Source organism: Rathayibacter sp. YIM 133350 (assembly GCF_037404875.1).
Lineage (GTDB): Bacteria > Actinomycetota > Actinomycetes > Actinomycetales > Microbacteriaceae > Orlajensenia.
This window is the reverse complement of sequence record NZ_JBBELO010000034.1, coordinates 74,503-97,805: the sequence shown is the minus strand read 5'-3', so window position 1 is coordinate 97,805 and position 23,303 is coordinate 74,503. Positions and strand designations below refer to the sequence as shown.

Here is a 23,303-nt window from a genome sequence, read left to right as displayed (position 1 = left end):
CGGCTGTTCGCCGACGGCCACTACTCTGATCGCTATGACGAGCGCCGTAGCCGAAACGCCCACCATAACGGGGCGCGGTCGCACCCTCGCCTGGGCCCTCTGGGATTGGGGCTCGTCGGCGTTCAACGCCGTGGCGACGACCTTCGTCTTCACCGTCTACATCACCGGCAAGGCATTCGAGGGGGGTCCCGGCGACCCATCCGCCTTGCTCGGCTGGGGACTCGGCGCCGCCGGCATCGTCGTACTGCTCATCGCTCCCGTCACGGGCCAGCGAACGGACGCCTCCGGGCGGCGCAAGTTGTGGCTCGCGGTGAACACCGCCGTGGTGGTCGCGTGCCTCGCTGCCATGTTCTTCATCCAGTCCAGCCCCGACTACCTGCTCGCCGGCATCGCGCTGCTCGCGGTGGGAACGGTCTTCTTCGAGGTGGCCGGCGTCAATTACAACGCCATGCTCGCGCAGGTCTCGACGCCGGCATCCGTCGGCCGGGTGAGCGGCTTCGGATGGGGGATGGGCTATCTCGGCGGCATCGTGCTGCTGCTCATCGTGTACTTCGGCTTCATCAAGCCCGATGTCGGTCTCTTCGGGGTGACCGACGAGGGCGGCCTCTCGGTGCGCGTGTCGATGGTGATCGCTGCGGTCTGGTTCGCCCTCTTCGCGCTTCCGGTGTTGTTCGCGGTGCCCGAGAACCGTGTTCCCGCGGAGCAGCGCCGGCAGAAGGTCGGCTTCTTCCGGTCGTACGCCGTGCTGGCCGGCGACATCGCGCGGCTCTGGAAGACGAGCCGCCAGACGGTCTACTTCCTGCTCGCAAGCGCGATCTTCCGTGACGGCCTCACGGGCGTGTTCACGTTCGGCGGCGTGCTCGCCGCGGGAACGTTCGGCTTCTCGGCCGGCGACGTGATCGTGTTCGCCATCGCCGCCAACGTCGTGGCGGGCATCTCCACCATCAGCGTCGGAGTGCTCGATGACCGCATCGGGCCGAAGCCGGTCATCCTCACCTCGCTGATCGGCCTCGTGATCGCCGGGTCGCTCGTGTTCATCCTGCACGACGCGGGCACGACCGCCTTCTGGGTCTTCGGCCTGGTGCTGTGCCTCTTCGTGGGACCGGCTCAGTCGGCCAGCCGCACCTTCCTGGCGCGCCTGATTCCCCGGGGCCGCGAGGGCGAGGTGTTCGGGCTCTATGCGACGACCGGACGTGCGGCGACGTTCCTGGCGCCGACGATGTGGAGCGTGTTCATCACCATCGGCGGAGAGCAGTACTGGGGCATCCTGGGCATCGTCGTCGTGCTGGCGCTCGGACTGGCGCTGCTCATTCCCGTGAAGGCCCGACAGCAGCAGTTGGGCTGATGCTTGCCGGCCGGCGAGCTGGGATTCTGCAGGACCAGCGCCCCGGCAGGGCTGCCAGCGGCTCGCCGTGCCGCTCATCCTGCGTTTAGCCCGGGCTCAGGCCAGTCGGGTGCCGACGTTGCGCTCTGTGAGGGTGAACGTCTGGCCGCCGTCATCGGAGACCCACCCCTCCCACACGTAGCGGTCGTCGGTGATCTCGCTGAAGTTCCAGCGGATCGGCCGCTCGTCGGTCTGCGAGCCGTCCTGCCGGATGCCGTTGCGGTGGCTCGTCGCCACGAGGTGGCAGAACTCGCCCGTGCGCGGCGCGAAGAAGCTCACCCGCCAGAGCCCGGCATCCGGGTCGTAGACGCGAACGGCGGTCGCGACCGTCTCGGCTACTCCGCCGGGCCCCTCGACGACCTCGAGGTCCTGCACCGCGCGACCCTCGAGGATGTAGGCGACCACCCAGGTGAAGTGCCGATCGCGCCACTCGCCGGATGCGGCATCCAGACGACTGCCGCGAACGTCCCATGAACCCACGAGACGGGCGAACGGGCGCATGAGGGCGGGGTAGTCCGCTGTCGGGCCGTTCGCGATGAGGGCGCTCGTGAAGGCGGAGGCGCGTTCGGGGAACATGCGCCGAGTGTACCGACCGCGCATTACCGCCACGTTGCGGGCACCACTAGCGCACGGGCGTCGTCGGCGCCACCCTCAGCGGGCCGGATGCGCGCAGAGTAACGTTCCGCGAGGAGAAAGGAAACGACATGACGACCACCATCGACCGTACGACCCAGGCTCCGAAGGATGCCGGCGCCAAGCCGACCCGCCGGCAGAACGCCGAGAAGGGCTTCAAGGCCTCGAAGCAGCTGACCGACAACCTGCAGGAGGTGCTCGTCGACCTCATCGAGCTGCACCTTCAGGGCAAGCAGGCGCACTGGAACGTCGTCGGCAAGAACTTCCGCGACCTGCATCTGCAGCTCGACGAGATCATCGATGCCGCTCGCGAGTTCAGCGACACCGTCGCCGAGCGGTTGCGCGCGCTGCACGCGACCCCCGACGGACGCAGCGACACCGTGGCGGCCACCACGACGCTGCCGGAGTTCCCCTCCGGAGAGGTTGACACCGCAGCGACCGTCGACCTCATCACCCAGCGCCTGGAGGCGACCGTCGGAACGATGCGGCGCGTGCACGACGACGTCGACGAAGAGGACCCGACGAGCGCCGACGTGCTGCACGCCATCATCGAGCGGCTCGAGCAGTACGCCTGGATGGTCAGCGCCGAGAACCGCACGGCGCGCACGAGCAAGTAAGGCGCACGCCCGCACCGAGAACGCAGTTTCTGCGGGTGCGGGCTCGCTGAGAACGGAGAAATGGTGGGTGCGCAGGCTGGCGCACCCACCATTTCTGCGTGGTCGGTTCCCTTCGACAGGCTCAGGGAACAGCATCTCGGGTACCGCCACGTCGTGCGGAACTCGACCCCCGTTCGCTGAGCCTGCCCAAGCGCGGCGACCCAGCGTGGTCCGTTCCCTTCGACAGGCTCAGGGAACAGCATCTCCGGTACCGCGACGTCGTGCAGAACCCGACCATCGTTCGCTGAGCTTGTCGAAGCGCGGCGACCCAGCGTGGTCGTTCCCTTCGACAGGCTCAGGGAACGGCGGGTCGGTGGCCCCAGCGGGTCAGGCGCCGGCGCGACCCGCATCCGTCACCGTCACGTCGGTGCGGTGGAAGTTGAGGAACGAGCGGGATGCGGTGGGGCCGCGCTGGCCCTGATAGCGCGAGCTGTACTCGGCCGAGCCGTAGGGCTTGTCTGCCGGCGACGTGAGCCGGAAGAAGCACATCTGGCCGATCTTCATGCCGGGCCACAGCTTGATGGGCAGGGTTGCGACGTTCGAGAGCTCGAGCGTCACGTGCCCCGAGAATCCGGGGTCGATGAACCCCGCCGTCGAATGCGTGAGCAGACCCAGCCGGCCGAGCGAGCTCTTGCCCTCGAGCCGCGCGGCGATGTCGTCGGGCAGCCCGACGGCCTCGAACGTCGAGCCCAGCGCGAATTCGCCGGGATGCAGGATGAACGGCTCGTCCGCCCCCACCTCGACGAGGTGCGTGAGGTCGGGCTGGTCTTCGGCAGGGTCGATGAACGGGTACTTGTGGTTGTCGAACAGGCGGAAGTACCGGTCCAGGCGCACGTCGATGCTCGAGGGCTGCACCATGGCGTCGTCGTAGGGCGAGAGCTGGATGCGGTCGGCGGCGATGTCGGCCCGGATGTCGTGGTCGGAGAGAAGCACGCGCTCAGCCTAATGGCGGCTCGCCGCCCCCAGACGGCCCTGACGTGCGCTGTGTCAGCGGATGCCGCTGACCGCTCCACAAGGATCGAATCCGATCGCACACGGCCGAAGAACCGGAGCGGACTCTGGCGCATCGATTGTGTCGCCAGTAGCCTCGAAGAATCCTCACGGAAGGCTCCGCGTGCTCATCGGCTTCGCCCTCGTTCTGCCCTCGCTGGCCGCGCCGACGGCCGCGGCGGGCGAGGGCTCGACGCTCGCGGCGGCCACCCTGCTGCTGGCCGTCTGCGCGATCGCTGCGGCCGCGGCTCGGCTCGTCTCCTCGACGGCGGCGGCGACGGCCGTCGCGCCTGTGCGAACGGCTGCGCCCGCCACGCTGACGCCGCTCTCGGCGCAGGTCGACCCTGACGCGCCCGGACACTCGCGTCCTCGGGCGCCGGGCGCGGCACGCTGATCGCCACACGCTGAGCCTTCGCCCTCGGGCGCGCAAGGCACCTCATCGGTGCGCGGTCACACGACCACATCCGCATCGACCCAGAGGACACCCATGAACATCTACGACTTCGGCCCCATCGCGGCCGTGCTCGATGCGGCCTACCGCGTCGTGCTGCAACTCAGCAACACCCTCGTGCCCCTCGCCGGCACGGCGAGCGCGGCGCTCGCGATCGTCCTCGTGACGATCATCGTGCGCACCGCCCTCATTCCGGTCGGCGTCTCGCAGGCGCGTGCCGCGCGCATCCGCACGCGACTGGCCCCGCGTATCGCCGAACTGCGCAGGCGCTACGGCACCCGTCCCGATGAGTTGCGGCGCAAGCTCGCCGAACTCTACAGCGCGGAGAACGCGTCTCCCCTCGCCGGATGCCTGCCCCTGCTGGCGCAGGCGCCGGTGATCAGCCTCATCTACGGTCTCTTCAGCCATCCGGTCATCAGTGGACACGCGAATGCACTGCTGACGGGCACTCTGAACGGTGTGCCGCTCGGCTCATCGTTCGCGGGAGCCGTGGCAGGTGGAGCCCTCGGATGGCCGACCATCACGGCATTCGCGGCTCTCCTCGCCGTACTCGTCGCGGTGGCTCTGCTCAGTCGACGCTTTCTGGGCCTGCCACAGGCCGCGACCACTCGGGGTAGCGCTACCGACCCCGCAAGCTCCCGCGTGGCGGCCGCCCTGAGCTATGCACCACTCCTGACCGCGGTGTTCGCACTGTTCCTGCCGCTGGCGGCGGGCATCTACCTCGCCACGACGACGACATGGACCCTCGCTGAACGCCTCATCCTCAACGGCGTGGTGTGACGGCGGGGGTGTGACGACGGGCTCTTCCGCCGCTCGCGGTCTGTCGCCGCCGTCAGAGGCCAGCGCACGTCCATAGTTGAACCGTGGACTTCGCATCCGTCATCGAGGGCATCGGCAAGGTCATCGACGCGCTCGGGGTCGCCGCCATCGTCGTGGGCGCCGTCGTTGCCCTGGTCTCGGCTCTCATCCGCCCCCAAGCCGGCAAGGATCGCTACACGGCCTTCCGCCGCCGCCTCGGCCGCTCCATCCTTCTCGGCCTGGAATTCCTGGTGGCGGCAGACATCATCCGCACGGTCGCCGTCACTCCAACACTCGAGAGTGTCGCCGTGCTCGGCATCATCGTGCTCATCCGTACCTTCCTGAGCTTCTCGCTCGAGCTCGAGATCACGGGTTACTGGCCGTGGCAGAAGTCGAAGAAGGCGACCGATCCGTCACCGGCCGCAGCCGACTGACCCGGCTACGGCGCCGCCGGGAAAGCCCTTTTGCCCACCAGCACCGCGACGATCCCCACAAGAACGAGCGCGGCGCCGACGAACGGCAGCCAGCCCAGTCCGAAACCGGCGAGCACCGCGCCTCCGAGCGCCGCTCCCCCGCCGATGCCGATGTTCGCCGTCGCGTTGACCAGTGCTCCAACGATGTCGGGCGATGCGCCCTGCGTACGGATGGCGGCCGTTTGGAAGACGGATGCGACTCCACCGAATCCAGCGCCCCACAGGGCACCGGCCACCAGCACCGCGATGAGGGCGGGAAAGACGAAGCCCAACAGGAGGAGCCCGACAACGACGGTGCTGAGCACGATGAGCACGGTCAGCCGCGGTCTGCGGTCGAGCCACACTCCGGCGAACCAGGTTCCGAGCAGGCCGAGGGCGCCGATGCCGAGCAGCACGGGCCCGACACCGGCCGCAGCGAGCCCGGCGGCGAGAAGAAGCACTGAGACATAGGTGTAGACGCAGTTCTGCCCGAGGTAGACGACGGCGTTCGTGGCGCTCACGAGCGCCAGGCGGCCTCGGCGCACTCCGCGGCCCTCGTCTTCCGCGATGCCGCCCCCGCCGGGTACGGCCGGCAAAAGAAGCGCGACGAGCACGACCGTGAGTGCGCATACGACCGCGAGCACGAGAAAGGCGTTGCGCCATCCGAGTGCCGTGCCGAGCGAGGTCGACAGCGGAACCCCGAGCACGAAGCCGGCGGATGCTCCGGCCGTGACGAGCGCGAGCGCCCGGCCCGTGAATGCCGGCTGAACCAGCCGGGCCGCGTAGCCGATGCTGAGGGAGAAGAACAGCGCGTGTGAGAGGCCGCCCACTGCGCGGCCCACGGCAACGAGCGCGAAGTCGGGTGCCAGCCAGACGATCGCGTTGCTCACCGTGTAGGCGATGAGCGTGCCGAGCAGCATGCCTTTGCGCGGCAGCCGCGCCGTCCACAGTGTCAGCGGCACGGCGAGCGCGGCCACCATGAACGCGTACACGGTCACCAGCAGCCCCGCCGTCGGCTCCGAGACCTCGAGACCCTTGCCGATCAGTGGGAGCAGGCCCACCGGCACCATCTCCGTCGTCACGGCGAGGAAGGTGGCGATGGTCAGGGCGACGATGCCGCCCGCGGCATCCCGTACAGTGCCCGGCCGCCACGCGCCGCTCTCAGGCGGATCGAGGGAAGTGGGCATCACCGAATGATGGCACGGACCGGCGCGGCACCGGAAGACGCCGGCGACACCCGACGGGCACGCCACCTTCGCTGTGTCTGCCCCTGCCGCCTCGGTCCTAGGCTGGAACGGTGCCCATCTCTTCCGTGTCGTTCTGGGTCTGCGCCGTCGTGACACTTCTCAGCGCACTCGTCAGCGGGGCCTACGCCCTCGCCGGCGCACGATCGGCTTCCACAGACACGCGCGCTCCCTCTCTGTACGCCCTGGCGCGAAGTGCGGCGCTGCTCGTCGTCGCCGTCGTAGCCGTCTTCACCGCCTCGGTGGCCTTTCAATCCGCTGTCGCGATCGCCATGATCATCGTGCAGGCTGGCGACGCCATCATCGGCGGCCTGATCCATGATCGGGTGAAAACGCTCGGCCCCGCCGTCGTGGCCGTCGCGAACGCCCTGGCTCTCGTGTGGATGCTCGCTTCGTAGTCGGTCAGACGACGCGCGGCGCGTGACGTGGGGGCGTGCGGAGCGAGAACCACATCCGCGCGCGCAGCCGCGAGCCGGCCGTCAGCACCGTGTACGGCGCGGGTCGGCCGCCCGCGTCCAGAATTACCCGGTCGAGGTAGTCCCTCAACTCCCAGACGTCGACGGGGTCGCTCTCTTCTGCCACGCTCAGGGAACGCTCGAGCCGGTGCGGCGTGAACTGCACGTCCGCCATCACCTCGTCGACCGTCAATCCGCTCAGCTCGAGGTTCGCCCGCAATTCGTTACTCGTCCTGGCGCGCTCTTCTGCATTCAGCGTCATCGATGCCTTCCTTCCGTCATCTCCACGGGGCGACTGAGGCCCCGACTCCGGTCGTTCATGTGAGACCATGATGAAGCGGAGGTTTCTCCGTATAACTCTAGCATGAAACGGAGGTGTCTCCGGATTGAGTCCGAAACCGAACCATGCCGTCGGTGCTTCACCTCACGAGGCGGATGCTGCCCGGCCCCTTCGCAGCGACGCCCGGCGCAACCGTCAGAAGCTCGTCGAGGTCGCCCGCGACGCTTTCGCTCGAGCCGGCGAACCCATTGCGCTCGAGAACATCGCCCGCGAGGCCGGCGTGGGCATCGGAACCCTCTATCGGCACTTTCCGACCCGCGAGTCGCTCATCGAGGAGGTCTACGCAGCCGAACTGGACGACGTGGTCCGGAAGGCCGACACCGTGCTGGCGCACGCGTCGCCCGAGGTCGCGCTCATCGCCTGGATGGAGCACTACGCGGGGTTCGTCGCCGCGAAACGCGGGCTGGCCGAGCCTCTTCGCGCCGGACTGAACACGGGCACGATCGTGACGGCATCCACCCGGCAACGCATCACGGGAGCCGTCGAGAAAATCCTCTCGGCCGGGCGGACGGCCGGCGTGCTGCGGCACGACGTGCGTGCCGACGACCTCACGGCGATGCTTCTGGGCGTCTTCCTCGCGACGGCGGCCGAGGGTGACTCCGAACAGACGATGCGCCTGTTGCAGCTCGTCGTCGACGCCGTGCGCATACACCATCCGGGTCCCAGCGGGGTCGGCAGGCCGAACACTTAGCGAGGCGCGTTATGCTCCGCGCTCCCAGACGGCTCGGTTGTCGAGGGCGAACTGCCGGAACGTCGTCGCCGGCTGTCCGGTCAGCTTGCGCACGGCACGGTTCGGCAGCGCCGAGATGTTGAAGCGCACGACCCGGTAGATCATCTTCTGCACCTCGACGTAGTCGGCCGGCCGACCCTCTGCCGCGAGTCGCGCGAGGTACTCCTTCTCGCTCGGTCGCGCATAGCGGATGGTGCGACCGAGCACCTCGCTGAGGATGCGGGCGACCTTTCCATACCCGAGGGTCTGCTCGCCGGAGAGCGTGTACGCCTTTCGCAGGTGTCCGGGCTGGCTGAGCACGACGGCCGCGACCCGGCCGATGTCACGCGCGTCGATGAGCGCCGTGAGCGCGCGCCCTGCGGGCAGGTAGATCTCATCACGGTCGCGGATGTCGTCGCGATAGGTGCTGGACAGGTTCTGCATGAAGAAGTTCGGCCGCAGCGAGGTGTAGGGCGCATCCGTCGTCTTCAGGTACTGCTCGAGGGCGTAGTGCGGCGTCTTGCGATTGCCCTGAACGCCTTGGAGGGAGAGGAAGACGATCTGGCGGATGCCGCACCTCTTGGCGGCATCGACGAGGGGGAAGAGGTAGGTCTTCACATCTTCGATGGCGGGCGGCCGCATCAGGAAGAGGCGATCGCAGCCCTGGAGCGCGGCATCGAGCTCGGCATCGCTCGATCCGAACTCGAACTGACGGATCTCGGCGCCGACCGGCACGCGCCCGGCGTCGGCTGCCCCGCGCACCGCGGCGACGACGCGCTGTCCACGGGCGAGGAGGTGTTCGGTGACGGACGAGCCGACGATGCCGGTGGCACCGGTCACGAAGACGGCGGATGAGTCCATGGTGTCTCCTTCAATCGACGTAACAGGTGCGCGAGGGTGCTGAGTTCGCCGTCGTCGAGAACGGCGAAGCGGGGCGAAAGCGCCTTCACGTAGTCTCGCTCGAAGCGCACCACTTCCGCTCGGGCTGATGCTGTGAGGACGATGTGCCGCGAGCGGGCGTCGTTCGGATTGGGAGCCGAGTCCACGAGGCCGAACGCCTGCAGGGCCTCCAGGATCTGGGTCATCGCGCCGGCCGTGACGCCCAGGCGTGCTGCCAGCGCGCCGGGCGTGATCGGCCCACCGCCGTGCGCGAGCGCGAAGAGCACTTCGAGTTGGGACCGACCCAGCACCAGGCCCGCGAATGGCACGCGTCGCGTTGCGGCCAGGTCCCGCTCGAGCACGGCGACGCCCTCGATGACCTCACCGATCGCTTCGGCCCGGCGGCCTTCGCCGTCGTGTTGAACGGTGCCCGGACTCTCGACGGCCATCACTCACTCACGAAAGGCATCTGCTGCGCGAAGGCCGTGTCCTCGACCTGGGTCATGATGAAGGCGGCGAGGTCGTCTCGGCTGATCTTCGTGCTGGAGCCTGCGCCCACCCAGCCCACCCGATACGAGCCCTTGCCCGGAGCCTCCGTCAGCCGCGGCGCGCGAACGACGGTCCAGTCGAGACCGCTCGAGCGCAGGACGGCAAGGTGGCCCTCGGCGTCGGCCAGCACATGTCCTGAGAGCGTCTTCAGCAGGAAGCGGATGATGTGGTCGGCGATTCCCGGCTCATCCTTGCCGTCTGCCCGTAAGCCTCCGCCAGAGAGCGTCACGATACGGCGAATACCGTGCCGCTTCATCGCCTCGACGATGTTGCGGGTGCCGTCGGTCTGCAGGGTTCGCGGTGAGCCGGGAACCTGGCCGAACAGGCTCAGCACCGCGGAGCATCCGGCGACGACTTCGTCCACCGTCGCAGCGTCGAGCACGTCACCGCGGATGACGGCGAGTCGCTCGTGCGTCATCGCCAGCTTGGCGGGATCGCGTACGAGGGCGCGCACGTCGTGGCCGGCCTCGAGGGCACGGCTCAGAACACGCCGGCCGGTCTTTCCGGTGGCGCCGAAGAGGGCGATGGTGGTCATGAGAACCTCAGGGTCGAATTACTTTAGAGTCTAAAGCACCTGATCCATGACTTCCCTCGAGACCGGCACTCCCCTAGGCGGAGTGCCTCCACACGACCGCGGTATCGACCATGATGCCGTCGAACGCCGGATCGGCGCCGTTCACCTGCTCGAGCACGCTCGCCGCAGCCGCCCGACCCAGGCCGGCGGCGGGCTGTCGCACTGTGGAAAGGAGCGGATGCGTGCGCAGAGCCCAGGCGCTGTCGTCGAATCCCACGACGCCTACGTCGTCGGGGATGCGCCGACCCGCTTCGCGGAGCGCTTCGATCGCTCCTGCCGCGACCGCATCCGAGGCGGCGAAGACGCCGTCGATGTCGGGATGACGCGCCAGCAGAGCGCGCATCCCCTCAACGCCGGCGGAGTAGGAGTACAGCGGCACCGGCTCGACGAGGTCGTCGTTGAAGCGGTCACCCAGCGCATCGGTGTAGCCCTGCAGCCGGTCGGTCCCCGAATCACGGTCAAGTGCCGCGGCGATCATCCCGATCGTGCGGCGTCCCGTGGCCGCGAGTCTCTCGGTGACGGCGCGGGCGGACCCGCGGTTGTCGATGCCGACCCACGCTGCGCGCAGCCCTGGCGGGTGACCGACGAACACCGCGGGCAGGTCGAGTTGCTCGATGACCCGCGTGACAGGGTCATTGGTACGTGCCGAGACCATGATGACGCCATCGACGAAGCCTCCACGCAGAAAGCGCGCGACCCGCTCGGTGTCGCGTTCGGAGTCCACGACGATGCTGGCCATCTGGTAGTCGGCGTCCGAGAGGGCGGCATTGGCGCCCAGCAGGATCTCGCCGATGTTGGGGTCTTCCACGAAGAGCGAACCGGGTTCGTGCACGATGAGGGCGATGGCCTGCGTGCGCTGCATCACGAGGTTGCGCGCAGCCGTGTTCGGCACGTAGCCGACCTTGACGATGGCGGCCTCGATCGCCTGCCGCGCTTCTGCCGAGACGTAACGCTCGCCGTTGACGACCCGACTGACCGTGCCGCGGGAGACCCCCGCCTCGACCGCGACGTCATGAACGGTCGCGCGCTTGCGGCGGGGCGGGGGCGACATGGCACCACTGTACCGGCGCATTCAAGACGTGCAGCATTTGACATCGTCGCAACGGCATCTGTAGTGTGTGCACGTTCACAGACTCTTAGCGCGGAGTGGTCGCTGTCTGATCTGTGCACGTTCACAGAAAACGTCGAACTCATCGGAGAGCACATGCCGTACGCCGGGCACCCCGCCGGTCGCCGAGCCTGGCGGCACGAGGGCATCGCCTTCGGGTGCGACTACAACCCGGAGCAGTGGGACCCGTCGATCTGGCCCGAAGACGTGCGACTGATGAAGCAGGCCGGCGTCGACCTCGTGGCCATCAACATCTTCGGCTGGTCGCAGATCAACCCGCGCAAGGGCTCGTTCGACTTCACCGGGCTCGACGCGATCATGCGGCTGCTGGCGGATGGCGGCATCCGCGTGAACCTGGGCACCGCGACCGCCTCGCCTCCGGCGTGGCTCACGACGCTCCACCCCGAGATTCTGCCCGTCGCCGACGACGGCACGACGCGGTTCCCTGGCGGGCGCCAGGCGTGGTGCCCGTCTTCACCGGTCTTCCGGCGATACGCGCTCGCCCTCGTCGAGCAGGTTGCCCAGCGCTACGGCGACAACCCCAACGTCGAGTTGTGGCATGTCTCCAACGAACTCGGATGCCACAACGCTCTCTGCCACTGCAGCGAGAGCACCGGGGCGTTCCGGCGCTGGCTGCAGGCGCGCTACGGCAGCCTGGACGCCCTCAACCGCGCGTGGGGCACGAGCTTCTGGAGCCAGCGGTATGACGACTGGGGCGAGATCCTGACGCCCATGCGCACCCTCTCGACGCGCAATCCGGGCCAGGTGCTCGACTTCCACCGTTTCAGTTCCGACGAACTGCTGGGGTACTACCGCGCCGAGGCCGACATCATCCGTCGTCACAGCGACGCGCCGATCACGACCAACTTCATGGTGACCGCCCACATCCGCAACCTGGACTACTTCTCGTGGGCGCCGGAGGTCGACGTGGTGGCCAACGACCACTACCTCGACAACCGGCTCGCCGACCCGACCGCCGAACTCGCCTTCGCCGCCGACCTCACGCGCGGCATCGCCGGCGGCGAGCCGTGGCTGCTCATGGAAACCTCGACGAGCGCGGTCAACTGGCAGCCGCACAACATCGCCAAGGCGCGGGGCGAGATGACCCGCAATGCCGTGCAGCACCTGGCGCGTGGGGCCGATGGCATCTGCTTCTTCCAGTGGCGCGCCTCGGCGCAGGGCGCCGAGAAGTTCCACTCGGCACTGCTTCCGCACGCGGGCACCGACTCCGACGTCTGGCGCGAAGTGGTCGAGTTCGGCGAGCTCCTCGGCCGGCTCGGAGAGGTCTCCGGCACCCGGGCCGTGGCCGACACCGCCATCCTGTTCAGCTGGGACGCATGGTGGGCGACGGATGCCGACAACAGGCCCAGCCATGCCGTCGAATACCTCGATCAGGTTCACGCCGCGTACGACGCGCTTCGGGCGTCCGGCGCCGCGATCGACGTGGTGCATCCGGATGCCGACCTCTCGGGGTATCGCCTCATCGTGGTTCCCGCGCTCTACAGCGTGACCGACGCGCAGGCCGCCGCTCTGCAGGAGGCCGTCGCCGGCGGGGCGACCGCCCTCGTGACCTTCTACAGCGGCATCGTCGACGAGGACGACCGTGTGCGTCTGGGCGGCTATCCCGGAGCGTTCCGCGACCTGCTCGGAGTGCGCGTCCAGGAGTTCGCACCGTTGCGCGCCGAAGACCAGATCGCCCTCGCCTCAGGCGCGACCGCGCGCCTGTGGACGGAACACCTCGCGGTGACCACCGCCGAGGTGATCGACACCTTCGCCGACGGGCCGACGGGCGGCATCCCCGCCATCACACGCAATGCGCTCGGCCAGGGAACGGCCTGGTACCTCGCCACACGGCTCGCCACCACCGCGTATCGGTCCCTCGTTGCAGGCATCGTCGATGACGCCGGCGTTCGACGCGAGTCCGCAGCCGGACCCGACGTCGAGGTGATGCGCCGAACCGGCGACGGCAGGAGCTACCTGTTCGTGATCAACCACGGCGCGGACCCGGTCGACGTGACGACGAGGGGCTACGACCTGGTAACCACGTCGGCCATCGACGGCGCGACGACCGTGCCGGGCTACGGCATCCGCATCATCAGAGAGGAGACGGCGTGACCACCGCTCCCGTCATCAGTGATACCCGCGCCCCAGTCGCGCCCCGGTCCCGTCGGCGGCGCTTTCCCGTACGGCACAAGGGCGCCATCGCGGCCTTCATCGTGCCTTTCGGCATCCTGTTCGTGCTGTTCTACCTCATCCCCATCCTTCTGGCGGTGTGGCAGTCATTGCTCGTCGTCAAGCGCGACGGAACGTTCGGCAAGGCGAGCGAGGTCTTCGGCGGTCTCGCCCAGTACGCCCTCGTCTTCCAGGACGCACCGTTCTGGAGTTCGGTGGGCCGGGTGCTGCTGTTCGGCATCGTTCAGGTGCCCGTCATGCTCGGCCTCGCACTGCTCTTCGCGCTGCTGCTCGATTCGCCCCTCATCAAGGCGAAACCCTTCTTCCGCCTCGCCTACTTCGTGCCGTACGCGGTGCCGGGCGTGATCGCGGCGATCATGTGGGGCTTCATGTTCAGCCCGCGCCTGTCTCCGTTCACCGCGATCACGAGCAACATCCCCTTCCTCGGAGCAGACCTCGTGCTCTGGTCGATCGCCAACGTCGTGACCTGGGTCTATGTGGGCTACAACATGCTCATCATCTACTCCTCACTGCTCTCCATCCCCACTGAGATCTATGAGGCCGCCCGCATCGACGGCGCCGGTCACTGGCGCATCGCCTTCTCGATCAAGATCCCCCTCGTTCGCCCGGCCATCCTGCTCACGGCGGTCTTCTCCATCATCGGAACGCTGCAGCTGCTCGCCGAGCCGCAGGTGTTCGCCTCGTTCTCCTCGGCAGTCACGAGCACCTACACGCCCAACATGACGATCTACGCGACCGCATCCGTGCCGAACCCGAACCTGGCCGCCGCCCTGTCGGTCGTTCTCGCCCTGGCGACGTTCGTGTTGAGCTTCGCGTTCCTCAAGTTCACCCAGCGGAAGGATGCGGAATGACCGCCACCCTGGCCACCCCCGCCGTCGTGGGAACGAAGGGCCCCTCGAACCGCGCCGGCGGCCCCCGCGAGCCCCTCCTCTCGCGCGCCGCCGCGATGATCGTGATGGCGGTGTTCACCCTCTACTTCCTCATCCCCATCTGGTGGCTGCTCGTCGCATCGACCAAGACCCCCGGTCAACTGCTCACAACCCCTGGCCTGTGGTTCGGAAAGTTCAACCTCTTCGAGAACATCGCCTCGCTGTCGACCTACCGAGACGGTGTCTACTGGCGCTGGCTGCTCAACAGCCTGCTCTACGCCGGTCTCGGCGGCGCGGTCGGAACGATCATCGCGGCGATGTGCGGCTACGCGCTGGCGAAGTACCGCTTTCCGGGGCGCGAGCTCATCTTCAACGTCGTGCTCGGCGGCGTGCTCGTGCCCGCGACCGCCCTGGCCCTGCCGCTGTTCCTCCTGTTCAGCAGGGTCGGGCTCACCGACACCTTCTGGTCCGTCTTCCTTCCATCCATCGTCAGCCCCTTCGGCGTCTACCTCGCGCGCATCTTCGCCGCGGCATCCGTGCCCGACGAACTGATCGAAGCCAGCCGCATCGACGGGTCAGGCGAGGTGCGCACCTTCTTCACCGTGTCGATCCGCCTCATGTCTCCCGCACTCGTGACGGTCTTCCTGTTCCAATTCGTGGCCATCTGGAACAACTTCTTCCTGCCGCTGATCATGCTGCGCAGCGAGGAGCTCTTCCCGGTGACCTTCGGCCTCTACACCTGGAACACCCAGCTGAACCAGCTTCCCGAGCTGCGCAGCTACGTGCTCATCGGAGCGATGCTCTCCATCGTTCCGCTCATCGTCGCCTTCCTCGCCCTGCAGCGCTTCTGGCGGGGCGGGCTCGGAGCCGGCTCCCTGAAGTAACACCCAGCCGCGCGGATATTCCGCGTGGTTCCCACCAAGAAAAGGATCAGTATGCAGCACAAGGCAAAGGCCCTCGCAGCGCTCGCGCTCGTCGGCACGCTCGCACTGGCCGGATGCTCGACGGCGAGCAATGACGCAGGCTCCGCCTCCGGGGACTGCACGCCGAGCAAAGGCAAAGTCAACCTCACCTTCACCTCCTGGATTCCCGGTATCGAGGACATCGTCGCCAAGTGGAACGACGAGAACCCGGACATCCAGGTCAAGGTACAGACCGGCCCCTCAGGCAACGCCGGAACCTACAAGAACTTCTTCAACCAGCTCAAGGCCGGTAACGCGCCCGACCTAGGGCAGATCGAGTATGACGCCCTGCCGAACTTCCGCGTACAGGATGGCGTCGTCGACCTCGCTTCCTGCAAGGATGTCGTGGCTGCCAAGGACAAGTTCGTTCCGTGGACCTGGGGACAGGTGACCCTCGGCTCCGACAAGAGCGTGTACGGCGTGCCGCAGGACTCCGGCCCCATGGCGCTGTTCTACCGGTCCGACCTGTTCGCGGCCAACAACATCCCGGTTCCGACGACGTGGGACGAGTACAAGGAGGCGGCCACGAAGATCCGCGCGCTCGGCGGGTACATCACCAACTTCTCCCAGACCGACATCAACCAGTTCGCCGGCTTCGTCTGGCAGGCCGACGGCCAGTGGTTCGCCAACGATGGCGACAACTGGACCGTCGACCTCACGGGCGATGCCTCCAAGAAGGTCGCGGACTACTGGCAGGAGCTGATCGCCGACGACCTCGTCTCGACCTACCCCGCGTGGACGGACGAGTGGAACAACGCCTACAACTCCGGCGAGGTGTGGAGCTGGAACTCCGCCGTGTGGGGCGCCAACTCCATCTCCTCCGGCGCCCCCGACACCACCGGAAAGTGGTCGGTCGCGCTCGCACCGCAGTGGAACGCCGGTGAAGCCAAAGCCGGCAACTGGGGTGGATCATCGATCGCCGTGCTGAAGGGCTCGAAGCACGTCTACGAGGCCGCCAAGTTCGCCCTGTGGTTGAATACCTCCGACGAGGCGCTCACGGCGCTCAACAAGTCGGCCAACATCTACCCTGCGACGACGGACGGCCTGAACCTTCCCTCACTGCAGGAGGGTGTCGATTTCTACGGCGGTCAGAAGATCTACGACGTGTTCAAGCAGGCGGCGACTCAGGTGAACCCCGAATTCGTCTGGGGTCCGACCATGACGCAGACCTACGCCGATGTCTCCGACGGCTTCAAGGCGGCCGCGAGCGGCCAGGGCACGCTCTTCGACGCGCTCCAGAAGGGACAGTCCTCGACGATCGACGCGCTCGAGTCGCAGTCGATCCCGGTGAAGAAGTAGCTCTGATGCTCTATCACCTCCGTGCCGCGGGCGTCAGTGTTCTCGTGGATGCTCGCGGCGCGGGGGTTCCCGCGATCCTGCACTGGGGTCGGGATCTCGGCGAGCTCGATGCGAACGCGCTCACCGCAGTTGCGGATGCCGCCGTGCCGGCGATCGCGCCGAGCTCCATCGACATGCCGCTACGACTCTCGCTTCTCCCCTCGCTCACAGAAGGGTGGACCGGGCGCCCGGCGTTCCTCTTCGCACGCGACCGGCCGCTGGAGCTGGCACTTCACGTGGTCGGCATCGACCACAGCGGGGATGAGCTCGGGATCCGTCTCGCCGACTCCACCGCCGCGGTCGAGGTCGTCCTCGACCTGCGCCTGTCGACGGAGGGCGTGCTGCGCATCCGTTCCCTTGTACGGAACGTCGGTGCCGAAGTGCTTCGGGTCGGCGGTGTAGCGGCGGTGGCGCCCGTTCCCGACCGTGCCCGTCAGATTCTCGACTTCACCGGCCTCTGGGCAGGTGAACGGGTTCCGCAGCACCTGCTGCCGGGGATGGGAACGTGGTCGCGTGAATCGCGGCACGGGCGCCCCGGGCACGACAGCCCTTTCCTCCTCGCTGCCGGAACCCCGGGCTTCGACTTCCGCACCGGCGAGGTCTGGGCGGCGCACCTCGCCTGGAGCGGGGACGCTCAGCACTGGTATGAGCGCAGCCCGCTCGGACCCACCGTCATCGGCGTCGGCGAACTGCTCGCGCCGGGCGAAGTCGACCTGCGATCCAACGAGGTTCATACGAGTCCGTGGTCGGTGCTCGTGTTCTCGGATGCCGGTCTGGACGGCATCTCCGACCGGCTTCATCGGTGGGTGCGTTCACGGCGCGCTCCCCTGGCAGAACGCCCCGTCGTGCTCAACACCTGGGAGGCGGTGTACTTCGATCAGTCGCTGCCTCGCTTACAGCCGCTCATCGATGCGGCAGCACAGGTCGGCGTGGAGCGCTTCGTGCTCGACGACGGCTGGTTCCGTGGCCGCAGCGACGATCGCCGGGCTCTCGGCGACTGGTTCGTCGACGAGGATCGTTGGCCGCACGGCTTGGCGCCACTCATCGAGTCGGTCACCCGCGCGGGCATGGACTTCGGGCTGTGGGTGGAGCCCGAGATGATCAACGGCGACTCGGAGGCAGCGCGTGCTCATCCCGAGTGGCTGTTGCAGACCCCGCCATCCCCGACCTGGCGCTGGCAGAACACGATCGACCTCGCTGATGCCGACGCCTTCGACTACGTCTTCGAGCGCATGCACGCACTGCTCTCCGAGTACCCCATCCGCTACCTGAAGTGGGATCACAACCGCGACCTGCTTCGCAGTGACGCGCACCGCCAGACGGCGGCCTTCTACCGGCTGCTCGACGCCGTGCGGTCCGCGCATCCGGATGTGGAGATCGAGTCCTGCGCATCCGGTGGGGCACGCATCGACCTGGGCGTTCTCGAGCGCGTCGAACGCGTGTGGGCCAGTGACAGCAACGACCCTCTCGTGCGCCAGCGGGTGCAGCGTTACACGACGCTGGTCGTGCCGCCCGAATACGTCGGCAGCCACCTCGGGGCGGCCCGTGCCCACACCAGCGGCCGCACCTCCCCCCTCGCATTCCGGATGATCACAGCGCTCTTCGGGTCGGCCGGCATCGAGTGGAATCTCGCCGAGGCCGGGCCTGAGGAACGCGCGTCCATTACCTCGTGGATCGCACTGTACAAGCGGGAGCGCGCCCTGCTGCACTCGGGCACGGTTGTGCGCGGTGACCTCGCCGATCCCAGCCTGCTGCTGCATGGCGTCGTCGACACCGAGGCGCGTCGTGGCCTGTACGCCTTCGTCGCACTGGACTCGACGGCGTCGGCCGCACCCCCGCCCGTGCGGCTACCAGGGCTCGCGCCGGAGCGCAGCTATCGCGTGCGTCGCGTCGAGATCGGCGAGCCGTCCCTCCCCATCGCGGATGCCGCTCCGCCGTGGTGGGTGGCCGGCGAGACGGTGCTGCCCGGCAGCGTCCTGGGCGAACTTGGCCTTCCGATGCCCCTGCTCCCGCCCCAGAGCGCGATTCTCATCGAGGTCGTGGCCGTCGACACGGAGTGACGGCAGGAACAGCGCACGTCATTCGTGCGTGCGCAAGCCCCTTCTCATCGCACCGGATGCCGGGTCTACCGTGAGAGCGAGGCCGCCGGTGTCCTCCGTCGAAGGTGCGGCAGGCACGACGGCCCGTGCACCGTAGAGGAGCCTGTCGATGAAGACGTCTCACCGCATCCGGATGTCGGCCATCGTCGCCGTCGCGTCGTTACTCGCGATCGGCGCACCCTCCGGTCTGGCAGCGGCCGACGACGGCACCGATCAGGCACCCGCTGCAGCATCCGCCGACCGAGGCGGTCGCAATCCGGGAAGCTACAGCAATCCCCTGAAGCCGGTCGTGCCGGGCGACGGGGTGGTCGAGAGTTGCGCAGACCCCACAGTGCTGCGCGGACAACGGCCAGGCGACACGAACTGGTACCTGTACTGCACGACCGATCCGCTGAACGATGAGGACGTGGATGCGAGTGGTGCGCCGGTGTTCCACCGCGTGCCCACCATGGTCTCGAGGAACCTCGTCGAGTGGACGTACGTCGGTGATGCGGCCACGGCGCTGCCGAGTTGGGCCGAACCGGGCGCAGCACTCTGGGCGCCCGAGGTGGTCTACTCGAGCACCTTCGATCAGTACTACCTGTTCGTCGTCGTGACCGACACGGCGAGCGCGGTCAGCGGTGTCGAGGGATGCGCCAGCGACAGCGCCATCGGCGTCGCGACGAGTGCCGAACCGACCGGCCCGTGGACGTTCTCTGACACCCCGGTCGTCGCGCCCCGACAGAACAGCCCCGGCTGCGACTTTCTCTGGACCTACGACCCCGATGTGCTCGGCGACACCGTCGCCGACGCGGGCATCCTCTACTACGGCAGCTACTTCGGCGGCATCTACGGAACGGCGCTCCACCTGACCGCGGACGGAGCAACCGCCGACACCGCCGCAGCCACCATGGTCGCGATCGACAACAAGTACGAGGGCGCCAACGTCGTTCAGAAGGACGGCTACTACTACCTGTTCGCGTCTGCGACAAACTGCTGCAACGGTGCTCTCACCGGGTACAGCGTCTTCGTCGGCCGCTCGACCGATCCGCTGGGACCGTTCGTGGACCGGGATGGCGTCGCGCTCACGGCGGAGAACACCGGGGGAACGCCCTTCCTCACGATGAACGGCAACCGCTGGGTAGGAACCGGCCACAACACCGTCTTCCAGGACGCGAACGGTGAGTGGTGGACGATCTATCACGCCGTCGACCAGCGCGACCCGTTCTTCGCCTTCCAGACCGGGTTCACCAAGCGCCCCGCCCTGATCGACGGCATCGACTGGGTCGGCGGCTGGCCGACCGTGAACGGGGGCGCAGGCGCATCCGACGACCGGGAGCCGGCTCCCGCTGGACAGCCCGGGCAGGTTTCCCGTCACCGCTACCGGCCGGTCTCGGTACAGGAGCCGAAGCGCCTGCTCGAGAGGTACTCCGACGAGTTCAGCGGCCCGACGCTCAATGCGGCGTGGACGTGGCAGCGCAGCGACATCGCGCCGACGGCGACCCTCGCCGACGGCGTACTGCGCCTGCCGATCCAGGCCGGGGACCTCTATGTCGATGCCGACAGCGCAGCGGTGCTGCTGCGTGATGCTCCCCGCGGAGATTTCGTTGTCGAGGCGAAGGTGCGCCTGAACGTGCCCGGCGGATGCTGCTTCAACTACGCCCAGGCCGGCATCCTCGTCTACGCCAACGACGACGACTACGTGAAGCTCACTGAGACGGCCATCTGGAACACCCGGCAGACGGAGTACGCGAAGGAGATCTCGGTTGCTCCCGAGGGCTGGGCGCGCTACGGCAACACGGTGGTCGGCCCTCCCGGCGACGACTGGACCTACCTGCGCATCGTGGCCCGACGCCTCACCGGCTCCGAGCGCCACGAAGCCGGCGGAGACACCGACGCGTACACCGCCTACACGAGCCGTGACGGGCAGAGCTGGGTGAAGGGCGGCACCTGGACCCACGGCCTCGGGACCGACGTGCGCATCGCCCTCGTCGCCTACGGGCTGCAGGATGCCGCGCTGCATCTGACGGCGGAGTTCGACTACGTGCGAATCTCCACCGTGAAGGAGAGCCGCCGCGGCTGAGTCGCCTGCACAGCGTGGAACCGGTCCGGGACGGCGTGGACGGAGCCGGTCATGATCGAACCGGTTCGACTGCCAGGGTGAGAGCGGATGACGGGAATCGAACCCGCGCTATCAGCTTGGGAAGCTGAAGTTCTGCCATTGAACTACATCCGCGAGGCCCGGAATCCGGGAAGAACACTGGGAACTAAGGCCGGGGCCAGACTACCCCGCTCTTTGGTTTTCGGCCAAACTCACCGTTGACTAACCGGTTCGCACTTGTCAGACATCGCGTCATTGAAATCGCTGGAGCGAGGGTGTCACAGCCGGTTACGCCTCTCACTCCTCTTCACTCGAATGCCCTTATCGGCGTAGTTTTGGCGTGTGGTGCAAAGGAGCCGCGCAGCAGGAACGTCTCGGAAGGGCTTTCGACTCCCGACGTTGATACTGGGTGCGCTCTTAGGGGTGTCCGTCGCGACGACGACCGAAGCGCCGGCATCGGCTGCGGAGTTGGATGCGATCACGAGCGTGACGATCGTCCAACCTTCCGGAGACATCGCCGTCGGTGACACGTTGGAACTGTCCGCGACGTGGGCCGTCCCCAGCACGGCACGGTCCGGCGATACCTTCAGTCTGAATCTGCCAACGAGTCCCCTCCTGACCGGTCTCGCGACGACGTTCGACCTGCTCGACCCCGACGATCAGTCGGTCGTGGGCTCCTGTGTGGTGACCCAGCCGTCGATCGTCTGCACGCTCGGCGATTACGTCGACACGCACATCGACGTCGAGGGAACCCTCACTTTCTGGGCGAAGGCGCAACAAGAGTCCACCGAGACAACGCTCACATTCACGACAGGCGGAGGAACGACGATCGTCGTCCCCACTTCCGGCATCGGGCCAGCACCTGATTACCCGGTTCCTGTGCAGCCCAGCAAACGCGGAGAGCTGTCTTCGGACGGCACCGCAATCGGATGGAGTGTCTGGGTTCCCAGCGACAACCTCGTCGGCCAGTCCCTGACACTCGTCGACACCTACGATCCCGGCCTCACCTTCGTGCCACCCACCACCCAGATCGGCTACATTCCGAACTCGAGTTGGAACGATGGGAACATCAACCCAGCCGACATCCGAGTCCTGACACCAGGCACCGATTTCACGGTGACGGATGACGCCGCGAACTCGACATTCACGATCGCCATCCACGCCTCGATCGCGACGAATTCGACCTACCTGATCACCTACTTCACCGTGCTTCCGCCTGGAGTGGAAATCGGCGACAGCTTCGGCAACACCATCACCGGCTCCTCGTTCTGGACCTCCGACTCGACCTTCACCTACCAAGGAGGCGGTGGAACAGGAGACGGCGACGGCTTCGGAGGCTTCACCATGACCAAATCCATCTCGGGAGACGCCGCCGCACTGGTGCCACCGACAACGGCGTTCACCGTCGACTACTCCTATACGCTCGATGACGCGCCGGTCAGCGGAACCTTGACGCTCACCCCGGGAGTCGCATCCGGATTGACCGGTCTTCCGGAAGGAACTCTCGTCACACTCACCGAACGCGGACCTCCACCCGTGCCCGGATTGAGCTGGGGTGCACCGCTGTTCGCTGGGGACAGCCTCACCGCCGCCGGAACGAGCGCACAGTTCGTCATCGGCAATCAGACGAGCATCGCCGTGAGCCTGACGAATCCCGTCACCACATCACTCGGCAACTTCACCGTGAACAAGAGCGTCACAGGAAACGCCGCAGACTTGGTGCCGCCTGACACGGAATTCACCATCGGTTACTCCTTCGTCCGCGATGGATCAGCCGTGACCGGGGTGATGTCCCTGACTCCGGACGGAAGCACAGGCTTGACCGGGCTGCCCGACGGCACCGTCGTCACCCTCACCGAAGGGGCCCCGCCCCCGATCAACGGCATGGTGTGGGGAACTCCCACCTTCAGCGGAGACGGCGTCACCGCCAACGGGAACACCGCCCAATTCACGATCGACACAACCAGCGATGTCACGGTCGCCCTGTCGAACCCGGCCGCACGCGTATTCGGCGATGCCACGCTGAGGAAATCGATCACCGGAAACGCCGCCGACCTCGTGCCGGCGAGCACCACCTTCGCCGTCGACTACTCCTACGTGCTCAACGGGATACCCGTCGACGGCACCCTCGCACTCACTCCCGGCAGCAGCGCAGACTTCAGCAGACTGCCGCAGGGCACCGTCGTCACCCTCGCGGAAGAGACACCTCCAGCCGTTCCCGGCGTGACCTGGGGCACCCCCGTGTTCAGTGGAGAGGGAGTCACCGTCAGCGGCAACAGCGCACAACTCGTCATCGGCGACGCAACGGATGTCGCGGTGACGCTGACGAACCCTGCTCTGGCGGAGACGCCATCCCCGACTCCGTCTCCGACTCCGACACCGGCACCGGCACCGGCACCGGGACCGGCCTCTACCTCGGATCTCGCATCGACGGGGATCGATGCCGTGCCCGCCCTGATCATCGCCGGGTTGATGCTTCTGGCAGGCGTCGTGACCGTTGTTGGTCGCGCAGCACGCCGCCCCGCTCGGCGCTGATCGGC

Annotated in this window: 22 protein-coding genes and 1 tRNA gene; 14 read left to right on the top strand and 9 right to left on the bottom strand. The window is 67.4% G+C overall.

What is annotated here, in order from left to right:
• Positions 1 to 34 precede the first annotated feature (34 nt).
• A complete protein-coding gene (locus tag WDJ51_RS13500) occupies positions 35 to 1,345 on the top strand; it encodes an MFS transporter (protein ID WP_337852982.1) in 1,311 nt (436 codons plus the stop codon).
• Between the two features lie 96 nt (positions 1,346 to 1,441).
• On the opposite strand, the gene WDJ51_RS13495 is transcribed toward WDJ51_RS13500, so the two are convergent.
• Positions 1,442 to 1,960 carry a hypothetical protein gene (locus WDJ51_RS13495; RefSeq protein WP_337852981.1) on the bottom strand — a complete coding sequence of 173 codons (519 nt, stop codon included), beginning with the start codon at positions 1,958 to 1,960 and terminating at the stop codon, positions 1,442 to 1,444.
• Between the two features lie 128 nt (positions 1,961 to 2,088).
• Between WDJ51_RS13495 and WDJ51_RS13490 the strand changes: the two genes are divergently transcribed.
• A complete protein-coding gene (locus WDJ51_RS13490; protein WP_337852980.1) occupies positions 2,089 to 2,634 on the top strand; it encodes a Dps family protein in 546 nt (181 codons plus the stop codon).
• Positions 2,635 to 3,000: 366 nt separating this feature from the next.
• On the opposite strand, the gene dcd is transcribed toward WDJ51_RS13490, so the two are convergent.
• Positions 3,001 to 3,606, bottom strand: coding sequence for a dCTP deaminase (gene dcd, locus WDJ51_RS13485; protein ID WP_337852979.1), 606 nt, complete (start codon positions 3,604 to 3,606; stop codon positions 3,001 to 3,003).
• A 181-nt stretch (positions 3,607 to 3,787) separates the two neighbouring features.
• Between dcd and WDJ51_RS13480 the strand changes: the two genes are divergently transcribed.
• The 3 genes from WDJ51_RS13480 (at position 3,788) to WDJ51_RS13470 (ending at position 5,346) form a co-directional block, all read left to right on the top strand.
• Positions 3,788 to 4,057, top strand: a complete 270-nt coding sequence (locus tag WDJ51_RS13480) for a DUF6412 domain-containing protein (protein WP_337852978.1) — start codon at positions 3,788 to 3,790, stop codon at positions 4,055 to 4,057.
• Between the two features lie 93 nt (positions 4,058 to 4,150).
• The gene (locus WDJ51_RS13475) at positions 4,151 to 4,894 is read left to right on the top strand and encodes a YidC/Oxa1 family membrane protein insertase (protein WP_337852977.1); all 744 of its coding nucleotides are present in this window, start codon (positions 4,151 to 4,153) and stop codon (positions 4,892 to 4,894) included.
• 83 nt (positions 4,895 to 4,977) lie between these two features.
• Entirely contained in the window at positions 4,978 to 5,346 is a 369-nt protein-coding gene (locus tag WDJ51_RS13470) for a DUF1622 domain-containing protein (protein ID WP_337852976.1), read from the top strand.
• 5 nt (positions 5,347 to 5,351) lie between these two features.
• On the opposite strand, the gene WDJ51_RS13465 is transcribed toward WDJ51_RS13470, so the two are convergent.
• Entirely contained in the window at positions 5,352 to 6,551 is a 1,200-nt protein-coding gene (locus WDJ51_RS13465; protein ID WP_337852975.1) for an MFS transporter, read from the bottom strand.
• Between the two features lie 110 nt (positions 6,552 to 6,661).
• On the opposite strand from WDJ51_RS13465, the gene WDJ51_RS13460 reads away from it, so the two are divergent.
• Positions 6,662 to 7,006, top strand: a complete 345-nt coding sequence (locus WDJ51_RS13460) for a hypothetical protein (RefSeq protein WP_337852974.1) — start codon at positions 6,662 to 6,664, stop codon at positions 7,004 to 7,006.
• Between the two features lie 4 nt (positions 7,007 to 7,010).
• On the opposite strand, the gene WDJ51_RS13455 is transcribed toward WDJ51_RS13460, so the two are convergent.
• Positions 7,011 to 7,325 carry a DUF2316 family protein gene (locus tag WDJ51_RS13455; protein WP_337852973.1) on the bottom strand — a complete coding sequence of 105 codons (315 nt, stop codon included), beginning with the start codon at positions 7,323 to 7,325 and terminating at the stop codon, positions 7,011 to 7,013.
• Between the two features lie 124 nt (positions 7,326 to 7,449).
• Between WDJ51_RS13455 and WDJ51_RS13450 the strand changes: the two genes are divergently transcribed.
• On the top strand, positions 7,450 to 8,094 hold the full coding sequence (locus tag WDJ51_RS13450) for a TetR/AcrR family transcriptional regulator (protein WP_337852972.1): 645 nt from the start codon (positions 7,450 to 7,452) through the stop codon (positions 8,092 to 8,094).
• Between the two features lie 9 nt (positions 8,095 to 8,103).
• Here the strand turns inward: WDJ51_RS13450 and WDJ51_RS13445 are convergent, their stop codons facing one another.
• The 4 genes from WDJ51_RS13445 to WDJ51_RS13430 all read right to left on the bottom strand — a co-directional run bounded on the left by WDJ51_RS13445 (position 8,104) and on the right by WDJ51_RS13430 (position 11,165).
• A complete protein-coding gene (locus tag WDJ51_RS13445; RefSeq protein ID WP_337852971.1) occupies positions 8,104 to 8,973 on the bottom strand; it encodes an SDR family oxidoreductase in 870 nt (289 codons plus the stop codon).
• The gene (locus WDJ51_RS13440) at positions 8,949 to 9,440 is read right to left on the bottom strand and encodes a MarR family winged helix-turn-helix transcriptional regulator (RefSeq protein ID WP_337853072.1); all 492 of its coding nucleotides are present in this window, start codon (positions 9,438 to 9,440) and stop codon (positions 8,949 to 8,951) included. Before WDJ51_RS13440 ends, WDJ51_RS13445 begins: the two co-directional genes overlap by 25 nt.
• Positions 9,440 to 10,075 (bottom strand): NAD(P)-dependent oxidoreductase, encoded by a 636-nt coding sequence (locus WDJ51_RS13435; RefSeq protein WP_337852970.1) that lies wholly within the window; start codon positions 10,073 to 10,075, stop codon positions 9,440 to 9,442. The genes WDJ51_RS13440 and WDJ51_RS13435 overlap by 1 nt, the downstream gene beginning before the upstream one ends.
• Positions 10,076 to 10,148: 73 nt before the next feature.
• Positions 10,149 to 11,165, bottom strand: a complete 1,017-nt coding sequence (locus WDJ51_RS13430; protein WP_337852969.1) for a LacI family DNA-binding transcriptional regulator — start codon at positions 11,163 to 11,165, stop codon at positions 10,149 to 10,151.
• A 153-nt stretch (positions 11,166 to 11,318) separates the two neighbouring features.
• On the opposite strand from WDJ51_RS13430, the gene WDJ51_RS13425 reads away from it, so the two are divergent.
• From WDJ51_RS13425 to WDJ51_RS13400, 6 genes are all read left to right on the top strand, one after another.
• Positions 11,319 to 13,337, top strand: coding sequence for a beta-galactosidase (locus WDJ51_RS13425; RefSeq protein WP_337852968.1), 2,019 nt, complete (start codon positions 11,319 to 11,321; stop codon positions 13,335 to 13,337).
• Positions 13,334 to 14,266 carry a carbohydrate ABC transporter permease gene (locus tag WDJ51_RS13420; protein ID WP_443218499.1) on the top strand — a complete coding sequence of 311 codons (933 nt, stop codon included), beginning with the start codon at positions 13,334 to 13,336 and terminating at the stop codon, positions 14,264 to 14,266. Before WDJ51_RS13425 ends, WDJ51_RS13420 begins: the two co-directional genes overlap by 4 nt.
• Positions 14,263 to 15,168 carry a carbohydrate ABC transporter permease gene (locus tag WDJ51_RS13415; RefSeq protein WP_337852967.1) on the top strand — a complete coding sequence of 302 codons (906 nt, stop codon included), beginning with the start codon at positions 14,263 to 14,265 and terminating at the stop codon, positions 15,166 to 15,168. Before WDJ51_RS13420 ends, WDJ51_RS13415 begins: the two co-directional genes overlap by 4 nt.
• A gap of 51 nt (positions 15,169 to 15,219) precedes the next feature.
• Positions 15,220 to 16,545, top strand: coding sequence for an ABC transporter substrate-binding protein (locus tag WDJ51_RS13410; protein WP_337852966.1), 1,326 nt, complete (start codon positions 15,220 to 15,222; stop codon positions 16,543 to 16,545).
• A 5-nt stretch (positions 16,546 to 16,550) separates the two neighbouring features.
• The gene (locus tag WDJ51_RS13405) at positions 16,551 to 18,644 is read left to right on the top strand and encodes an alpha-galactosidase (RefSeq protein ID WP_337852965.1); all 2,094 of its coding nucleotides are present in this window, start codon (positions 16,551 to 16,553) and stop codon (positions 18,642 to 18,644) included.
• A gap of 148 nt (positions 18,645 to 18,792) precedes the next feature.
• Positions 18,793 to 20,745, top strand: coding sequence for a family 43 glycosylhydrolase (locus WDJ51_RS13400; RefSeq protein WP_337852964.1), 1,953 nt, complete (start codon positions 18,793 to 18,795; stop codon positions 20,743 to 20,745).
• An 82-nt stretch (positions 20,746 to 20,827) separates the two neighbouring features.
• Here the strand turns inward: WDJ51_RS13400 and WDJ51_RS13395 are convergent.
• Positions 20,828 to 20,898, bottom strand: a tRNA-Gly gene (locus tag WDJ51_RS13395).
• 288 nt (positions 20,899 to 21,186) lie between these two features.
• Here WDJ51_RS13395 and WDJ51_RS13390 point away from each other — a divergent pair.
• Entirely contained in the window at positions 21,187 to 23,298 is a 2,112-nt protein-coding gene (locus WDJ51_RS13390; RefSeq protein ID WP_337852963.1) for a DUF5979 domain-containing protein, read from the top strand.
• The last annotated feature ends 5 nt before the right edge of the window (positions 23,299 to 23,303 follow it).

Bases quoted from the DNA above. Each gene is read 5' to 3' on its own strand.
- WDJ51_RS13400 (WP_337852964.1), top strand. From the start codon at position 18,793: ATGAAGACGTCTCACCGCATCCGGATGTCGGCCATCGTCGCCGTCGCG.
- WDJ51_RS13500 (WP_337852982.1), top strand. From the start codon at position 35: ATGACGAGCGCCGTAGCCGAAACGCCCACCATAACGGGGCGCGGTCGC.
- WDJ51_RS13465 (WP_337852975.1), bottom strand. From the start codon at position 6,551: ATGCCCACTTCCCTCGATCCGCCTGAGAGCGGCGCGTGGCGGCCGGGC.
- WDJ51_RS13495 (WP_337852981.1), bottom strand. From the start codon at position 1,960: ATGTTCCCCGAACGCGCCTCCGCCTTCACGAGCGCCCTCATCGCGAAC.
- WDJ51_RS13435 (WP_337852970.1), bottom strand. From the start codon at position 10,075: ATGACCACCATCGCCCTCTTCGGCGCCACCGGAAAGACCGGCCGGCGT.
- WDJ51_RS13410 (WP_337852966.1), top strand. From the start codon at position 15,220: ATGCAGCACAAGGCAAAGGCCCTCGCAGCGCTCGCGCTCGTCGGCACG.
- WDJ51_RS13425 (WP_337852968.1), top strand. From the start codon at position 11,319: ATGCCGTACGCCGGGCACCCCGCCGGTCGCCGAGCCTGGCGGCACGAG.
- WDJ51_RS13415 (WP_337852967.1), top strand. From the start codon at position 14,263: ATGACCGCCACCCTGGCCACCCCCGCCGTCGTGGGAACGAAGGGCCCC.
- WDJ51_RS13455 (WP_337852973.1), bottom strand. From the start codon at position 7,325: ATGACGCTGAATGCAGAAGAGCGCGCCAGGACGAGTAACGAATTGCGG.
- WDJ51_RS13490 (WP_337852980.1), top strand. From the start codon at position 2,089: ATGACGACCACCATCGACCGTACGACCCAGGCTCCGAAGGATGCCGGC.
- WDJ51_RS13445 (WP_337852971.1), bottom strand. From the start codon at position 8,973: ATGGACTCATCCGCCGTCTTCGTGACCGGTGCCACCGGCATCGTCGGC.
- WDJ51_RS13475 (WP_337852977.1), top strand. From the start codon at position 4,151: ATGAACATCTACGACTTCGGCCCCATCGCGGCCGTGCTCGATGCGGCC.
- WDJ51_RS13405 (WP_337852965.1), top strand. From the start codon at position 16,551: ATGCTCTATCACCTCCGTGCCGCGGGCGTCAGTGTTCTCGTGGATGCT.
- WDJ51_RS13430 (WP_337852969.1), bottom strand. From the start codon at position 11,165: ATGTCGCCCCCGCCCCGCCGCAAGCGCGCGACCGTTCATGACGTCGCG.
- WDJ51_RS13440 (WP_337853072.1), bottom strand. From the start codon at position 9,440: ATGGCCGTCGAGAGTCCGGGCACCGTTCAACACGACGGCGAAGGCCGC.